Origin of the sequence: Algoriphagus sp., from assembly GCF_029254265.1 — a bacterium.
Classification (GTDB): Bacteria; Bacteroidota; Bacteroidia; order Cytophagales; family Cyclobacteriaceae; genus Algoriphagus.
In genome coordinates, this window is record NZ_JAQWXX010000010.1 from 1 (window position 1) to 6,422 (window position 6,422).

At 38.6% G+C, this 6,422-nt stretch carries 8 protein-coding genes; 1 reads left to right on the plus strand and 7 read right to left on the minus strand.

Features of this window, described 5'->3' with window-relative positions; translation table 11 throughout:
- Positions 1-139 precede the first annotated feature (139 nt).
- Positions 140-565: a hypothetical protein gene (locus tag P8O16_RS00935; protein WP_300309922.1), complete on the plus strand. Its 426-nt coding sequence runs from the start codon at positions 140-142 to the stop codon at positions 563-565.
- Between the two features lie 24 nt (positions 566-589).
- Here P8O16_RS00935 and P8O16_RS00940 read toward each other — a convergent pair whose 3' ends face one another.
- The 7 genes from P8O16_RS00940 to P8O16_RS00970 are packed head-to-tail and all read right to left on the minus strand — an operon-like array spanning position 590 to position 6,047.
- The gene (locus P8O16_RS00940; RefSeq protein ID WP_300309924.1) at positions 590-790 is read right to left on the minus strand and encodes a hypothetical protein; all 201 of its coding nucleotides are present in this window, start codon (positions 788-790) and stop codon (positions 590-592) included.
- A 49-nt stretch (positions 791-839) separates the two neighbouring features.
- On the minus strand, positions 840-1,853 hold the full coding sequence (locus P8O16_RS00945) for a low specificity L-threonine aldolase (protein ID WP_300309926.1): 1,014 nt from the start codon (positions 1,851-1,853) through the stop codon (positions 840-842).
- Positions 1,850-2,815 (minus strand): glycerophosphodiester phosphodiesterase family protein, encoded by a 966-nt coding sequence (locus P8O16_RS00950; RefSeq protein ID WP_300309928.1) that lies wholly within the window; start codon positions 2,813-2,815, stop codon positions 1,850-1,852. The genes P8O16_RS00945 and P8O16_RS00950 overlap by 4 nt, the downstream gene beginning before the upstream one ends.
- A complete protein-coding gene (locus P8O16_RS00955; RefSeq protein WP_300309930.1) occupies positions 2,805-3,263 on the minus strand; it encodes a DUF2721 domain-containing protein in 459 nt (152 codons plus the stop codon). Before P8O16_RS00955 ends, P8O16_RS00950 begins: the two co-directional genes overlap by 11 nt.
- A gap of 60 nt (positions 3,264-3,323) precedes the next feature.
- Positions 3,324-4,523, minus strand: a complete 1,200-nt coding sequence (locus P8O16_RS00960) for a hypothetical protein (protein WP_300309932.1) — start codon at positions 4,521-4,523, stop codon at positions 3,324-3,326.
- Positions 4,520-4,882 (minus strand): hypothetical protein, encoded by a 363-nt coding sequence (locus tag P8O16_RS00965; protein WP_300309934.1) that lies wholly within the window; start codon positions 4,880-4,882, stop codon positions 4,520-4,522. The genes P8O16_RS00960 and P8O16_RS00965 overlap by 4 nt, the downstream gene beginning before the upstream one ends.
- Positions 4,845-6,047 (minus strand): hypothetical protein, encoded by a 1,203-nt coding sequence (locus P8O16_RS00970; RefSeq protein ID WP_300309936.1) that lies wholly within the window; start codon positions 6,045-6,047, stop codon positions 4,845-4,847. The genes P8O16_RS00965 and P8O16_RS00970 overlap by 38 nt, the downstream gene beginning before the upstream one ends.
- Positions 6,048-6,422: the final 375 nt, after the last annotated feature.

Below are 6,422 nucleotides of genomic sequence, written 5' to 3' on the forward strand. Positions count from 1 at the left end.
AATTACCTGGACGAGTTTTGTTACAAGCTCAACAGAAGATACTTCGGTCAAAAACTCTTTGACAGACTCATCATTGCTTCGATTTAATCATACTGGCAAGATTGCGGATATACATATATAATTATTAATTAAGTCAAAAATGAAATCTATTTCTTATAAAATATTGGCAGCTTTTGTGACTGTTCTATTCTTTGGCGGATGTATAAATTTCACTAAAGATTATACTCGATTTAAAGGGAAAGTCATTGAAAGAAACAACGCTTCGTTAGAAAGTGTAAAATTATTATTTGTGTCTCAAAGAGAGGAATTTCTCAATAGTAGGACTATAAGAAGAGATACCGTTGAATTGGGTTTTGATAATAGTTTTGAATATGCTGTAAATTCAGATGAAGAAAATATAAATAGTATAAACATTTCTTTAATCTCTAAAAAGGATATTAACCTTACACTTGAACAATTAAGTCCTGATTTATTTGACGGCCCTCCCTACGATAATTGTTTAAATTTTGATACTGGAAAAAAATATGATTTTGATATTTATGTTGCATTACCGGAAGTTGATTAAATAAAGGTTTTTGGAAAGCTTTATTTATGAATTACTTTGACTATTCCCTGACCATTCCTTAACTATTCTCTTTGCTTGCTCAGTTGTGTAAGTTTCCCCCTCTTCTGCTTGTTTTAGGCTAATTTCAATTTTGTTAAGAAGAATCATTCTATCAATTAAATCTTCAATTGAAAATTCATCAGGAAAAGATTTTATAACTTCAATAGCTTTCTCTTTGGTAATCATAATTTTATCTTTTGATCTAATTTAACGAAGAAATTTGATTTAAGGCAACTTAAATCCCCCCAATCCTTTTCCCAAACTCCTCCAAATGCTCATCTCCAAAATCCAAATGGGTCACAAAGCGAACCAAGTCTTTTCCAAACTTGACAGACTTGATATGTTGATCGGTCAGTTTTTTCATGAATTCCTCAGGAGTAGTTCCTTCCAATCGGGCAATGACGATGTTGGTGGCCACAGGAAAAATCTCTGAAACCATAGGCAATTTGCTTAGCATTTCTCCCAATTCTCTAGCTCTAGCGTGATCTTCCTTTAGTCTTCCGACCTGATGATCCAAAGCATAAATCCCTGCAGCTGCCAGAAATCCTGCCTGTCGCATGCCTCCACCGAATACTTTTCGGACCTTTCTGGCCCGCTTGATATCGCTTTTTGAACCTAGCAAAACTGACCCTATTGGACATCCTAAGCCCTTGCTCAGGCAAACAGAAATCGTATCAAAGTGTGCTCCCCAATCGGCCGGACTCTCCCCAGTTTCCACCAAGGCATTAAAAAGTCGAGCTCCATCCAAGTGAAGTTTCAATCCCTTTTCCTGACAAAGTACTCGAATAGGCTTGATTTCATCCAAGGTGTAAATACTGCCTCCTCCTTTATTCATCGTATTTTCTAGCGACACCATGGTCGTCTCTGGCGCATGAATATCATCTGGATTGATGGAAGCGGCGATTTGAGCAGCAGTGATTTTACCCAAATCTCCGTCCAACAACTTCACCGAAGCCAAAGAGTTTGCCATGATTCCTCCACCTTCATAGAGGTAGATATGGGAATATTTATGACAGATCACCTCGGTCTGGATTCGTGTATGCAGACGGATCGCGATCTGATTCGTCATGGTACCAGATGGGCAAAAGATTGCTGCTTCCATTCCAAAAAGCTTGGCAATTTTATCCTCCAATGCGTTTACCGTTGGATCTTCACCAAATACATCGTCACCAACTGGAGCAGAGAACATTGCCTCTCGCATTCCTGCTGTAGGCTTAGTCAGCGTGTCACTTCTTAAATCTATGATCATTTTCTAGTAAAATAGTCGTTTTTTGAACTGCTTGATGGGGCAAGGGTTTTGATTGCTGCGGCAGCTTCAATCGGTCGATCTGTAGCCAATATATCCGCTCCCTTCTGCACAAAACCAGCATAAATCTCATCTCCTCTAGCTATAGCACTTCGATCCAAGTTACCCAAAACACCCAAAATTGTAAATACGCCTTTCTCATGCAAGGCTTGATTAAATTCCTGTGGACGCTCAGCCACTCCTGTAAATGCAATCACCCGAGTCCATGGAATCCCTGTTTCTTCAAATCGCTGAATCTCCTCCTCGTTTCTTATCGTGATGGAAAGCATTAACTCAGGAGCCAAGGAATGCATTTTCTTAGCTGCCGCAAAGCTATAGGTAATCACTGCGGCATGCGCTTCTGAACCCGTCTCCCGGATTTCAGCAATTAATTTTTCATATGGGACAGACTGCTTCACATCTACAGTCAGTAGCACTTTCCCTTTAGACCAAATTAACGCATCCTTGAAAGTGGGCACTCTAAACTCAGTTTGAGCGCCTTTTTCATCTTCCAGGAATAAAGTTTGAATGTATTCGTAAGTCACCTCTTCAACTTTCCCCTTCCCTGTGGTAGTTCGCTCCAAGTCGTCATCATGCATTAGGACTAGCACCCCATCTTTAGTCATGGCTACATCCAGTTCAATAATCGCCGGAGTGAATTTGATAACATTGTCAAAAGTCTCAATCGCATTCTCAGGGAAACCCGGATAAGGACCTCCACGATGTGCGGAGACCACGGGAATACGATCAGAAGTCCAAGTATAAAAATCTCGAGTCTCCTCCAGATCATCTACTTGAATCAGAAAATCTCCCGTCTCAACAGTGGAAATTTCTTCAGCTACAGTAAGCTCATCAGTAGTGGAGTTTTGTCCGCAACTTGAAATAATCAGTGCGAGAACTACTATCCAATTCCAGTTAATCTTCATTTTTCTTTCCTTCTTTTTTGAAAATAAAATCCAGCCCACTACTCCGCTTTTCAAAGATGTCCTCCATGTCTTTCAACTCCAAATTCAATGCTTTAGTGGAAATCTGAATCTCAATCAAGGAAATCAAGAGGGAAACCAAGAGCGAAGCCATACTCCCAACAAATACCCAATTAGCAGCCATTGTATGGCCTCGGAAGAGCAAATACATACAAATGATGCACAATAAAAAGCTAAAAACTCCGAAGAGCTGCATGTTTTTGATCAGTGTCAGGCGGCGACGCAGATTGTGGATTTGCTCCACGATGATTTCTTGATCGGGACCTTTGATGTAGTTTTTATGAAGTCCCCGAATCAAACTGGCAATCGCCAAAAATCGATTGGTAAAGGCCAGCATCAATAAGGTGATGGCAGAAAAAAGTAGCGCTGGGGTGGAGAGTTGGAGTTCCATGGCTCAAGATACGAGTAAAATAGAATAGTAATGACCCTAATCCAACCAATCTAGGGTAACCTAATTTGTTTGGTATTCAATAAAATGCTGCACGTAAACTGGTTCAAAAAACACATCGTTATAAAAGATTCTTAGGTTTCTATCCTTTTCATTGGTGTATTGTCGAAAAGGAACATAAGTGTCATCCACTTTTTTAAACTCTAGGATATTCTCGAAATAAATGGGACCAGACTCAAACTCCGCTTTGTTTACTGGTGGGCTAAGAAACTTAGGTCTGGAAAGGAATTCATAGCGGTAAGCTATTCTCAGAAGTGCCCAATCCGCTACGTCTACCCAAATTGTACCCAGAGGATCATACCAACCTGACACCGGTTCTCCACCTAATGAAATGGGGGCTGATTTCCGATTTTTTGCTATCCGTATGACATAAGCCGGCCTGCCTTGCACAGTATCTGTCCCAAGAAGTTTAAAATTGTGAGTGGCCAAAAAGTCTGAATTGAAATAACCGTAATGGTCAAGTTTTTGACTCTTCGCTGGTACGAAAAAATAAGGGTTAAGCGAAATTGCTCTTTGCGTAGAGAAGAAACTTTGGAAGTAACAAGCCAAGCTTTCAAAGTAATCACAATCTTGGTTTGCCAAAATATCGGTGCGATCCATTGAGTACTCTTTCACTTTTTGGTTAATTGGTCCTCCGAAAGGCCCCACAATAATACTTTGAAGCTTGTCGTAAAGTTCTGCTTCCATAATGGTCTTACTGAGATCAATTTGAAGCAACTTTGAATCCTTAGAAACAAATCTATAATCCCTCGATTCACGGAAGAATTCCTCTTTTCCAAGTGAGTAAGAAATGCTATCCTTAATCTCTAATTTGTCATAAGGATTTTGATGGGTATTTCTAAAATTTTTTATGGCTTGCTCGACTAGATCTTTGGCGTCATTAAAGTCAATTTTTTCTGCCTTTACAGTGAAGTCTTTCATTTCAATCACCTTGGGCTCGAGCTGAAATACTAGTGCCTGTTTACCGTTCAAAGCAATTTTACCCTCTAGGGTATTGTACTCAAAAGCAAAAGCTGTAAAATCACAAATTTCATCACTAGAATCAATGGTAAGCTCTCCCGTTTTATCTGCCTCGTAGATTTTGCCACATATGGCTAGTTGCGCAAAAGGAATTGGCGCTTGATTGATTTTGTCCTGAAAAGAAATTTTGATCCCTCCCAAAACTTGAATCGCGATTACTAGTTTGCAAGTCAAAAGCATCATAATATTGGGGTTGATTCAAAAAGAGGATAATGAAGCTCTTGTGAAGATAAGTCTACCACCGTTAAGCCATCAAAACTAAACGGAAAAGAATAATATATTCTGCTCGAATCGATAAGGGCGTTCTCAATTTGAAGCTGGTTTGTGTTTTTTCCTAGGTCAATTATTTTGACGACATACTCTGTCTCAAGTAGCCGGATGAGCTGCATGGCAGAATCTTTACATGATTCACAACCTTGACTGTCTACGATAAGGATCAATTGATATTTATCGTAGTTTTTTAAGCCAACCAAATCAAAATATTCTAAATGATTTTTAAAGAGTTCAGTTTGCTCCTTCTTCGAGCAAGCCGCTAAGCTCAAGGTTAAGATAATAATGGATGCTATCTTTAATTTTTTCATCTTCAATTGCAACTGCTGTTCTCAAACTAGTAGAAAAGGGAATGGTAGAATTTAGCAATAGGTTACCTTCGTCGAATTCGAGCTCGCATAGACTTTCGAAATTCTCATCGAAAACTAGTAATGAGCTTTTTCTTGTTTTCCAAGATTTCAGCCTTCCATTCTCATCGATGCTTTCAAACGGGTGCATCAATACGATTGAAAAAAGGTTTAGACCGTTGTGGAAGTGTAAATCTGAAAAAGTCACACTTTCAGATCTATAAACGCTATTTAGAAATTGATCTGAGTGAATTTTTTTTGAAGTGGGAGCCGTAGTGGATTCTACCAAGAAGCTTCTAAGCCCAAATTTCTTTATTTCGAATGATGGTGAACTTAAATCAATTTTGAACACATAGGGGTAGAAGGGATAAAGAACATAAAGAAAGTCATTAACTATTTCATAATAAGGTGAATAAAAATCCGTATTAACTTCCCCTGAACCCAAATAATCCGCGATTTCAACCATGGCTCCCAATAGTTCCATATTTGAATTTGTGGGATCAAATCTAACGAATTGAGGCTCTTTTAAGTGTCGTCCGTTTTCTAACAAAGAAATTGGCCGGACATTGAGAATGAGATGGGTTCCATTCCAGATTGGCTTAAGTGGCAGGAAAGGCAAAATTTGGTAATTGTAGAGCTCCGGTTGATCAAGATTGAACCTTGATTTTACACTTCCTTCAAAATCAGCGATGTAAATCAGTTTAGCATTTGCATTCAAAAGAAAAATACTGTCTAGGTTGTGAACATAAAATGCATCGATTGACAAAGTTGACTGACCCGAAACCAATTTTAATTTAAAAGATCTTGATGTATCGGATAAATGAATAAAATCAATGATCCCCTTTCTGGTAAATGGATTAAAACCTGCCAGCAGAGTATCACCGAGAACCTGCTTGTGTGTATATCGGTTATTTTGGTCTTGATTTATTCTGGTGTGCCGTTCGCTGAGCAAAGCTTTTGCAGGCCGAGACTCGAATTCTGAAGTAATTGAAAAAGGCTGGTTATGACCACTACAAGCCGAAAATGCGAAAGTAAAAAAAACAAGGCTATTTATTAACCCTGTTTTTAATAAGTCAAAAACTGTATTCATATCAACCACCTATGGTAGGAGGAGTTGGGTTTGTAGGTACGGGGTTACTTCTAAAATCATTAACCGCACATTTGTTAATTAAAAGAGAAGTGACACAAATTGAACCAATGGGAATTGAATTACCTCCATAATAATCAATCCACTTACCCTTCCTTACCCCAGCATTCGTCTCATGTGGTAAGCTCGCGAACATGAAAGCTCCTACAAATAATACTGCAACAATCTTCTTTAACATAGTTTTAATAATTTAGGTTAAACATACCACAAATAAAAAAAAAAAAATATGTATATCCGCAATCTTGCCAGTATGATTAAATCGAAGCAATGATGAGTCTGTCAAAGAGTTTTTGACCGAAGTATCTTCTGTTGAGCTTG

What these genes read in the sequence shown, in the direction of transcription:
- P8O16_RS00950 (WP_300309928.1), bottom strand. Translation starts at nt 2,815, where the DNA reads ATGAAGATTAACTGGAATTGGATAGTAGTTCTCGCACTGATTATTTCA.
- P8O16_RS00955 (WP_300309930.1), bottom strand. Translation starts at nt 3,263, where the DNA reads ATGGAACTCCAACTCTCCACCCCAGCGCTACTTTTTTCTGCCATCACC.
- P8O16_RS00945 (WP_300309926.1), bottom strand. Translation starts at nt 1,853, where the DNA reads ATGATCATAGATTTAAGAAGTGACACGCTGACTAAGCCTACAGCAGGA.
- P8O16_RS00940 (WP_300309924.1), bottom strand. Translation starts at nt 790, where the DNA reads ATGATTACCAAAGAGAAAGCTATTGAAGTTATAAAATCTTTTCCTGAT.
- P8O16_RS00970 (WP_300309936.1), bottom strand. Translation starts at nt 6,047, where the DNA reads ATGAATACAGTTTTTGACTTATTAAAAACAGGGTTAATAAATAGCCTT.
- P8O16_RS00960 (WP_300309932.1), bottom strand. Translation starts at nt 4,523, where the DNA reads ATGATGCTTTTGACTTGCAAACTAGTAATCGCGATTCAAGTTTTGGGA.
- P8O16_RS00935 (WP_300309922.1), top strand. Translation starts at nt 140, where the DNA reads ATGAAATCTATTTCTTATAAAATATTGGCAGCTTTTGTGACTGTTCTA.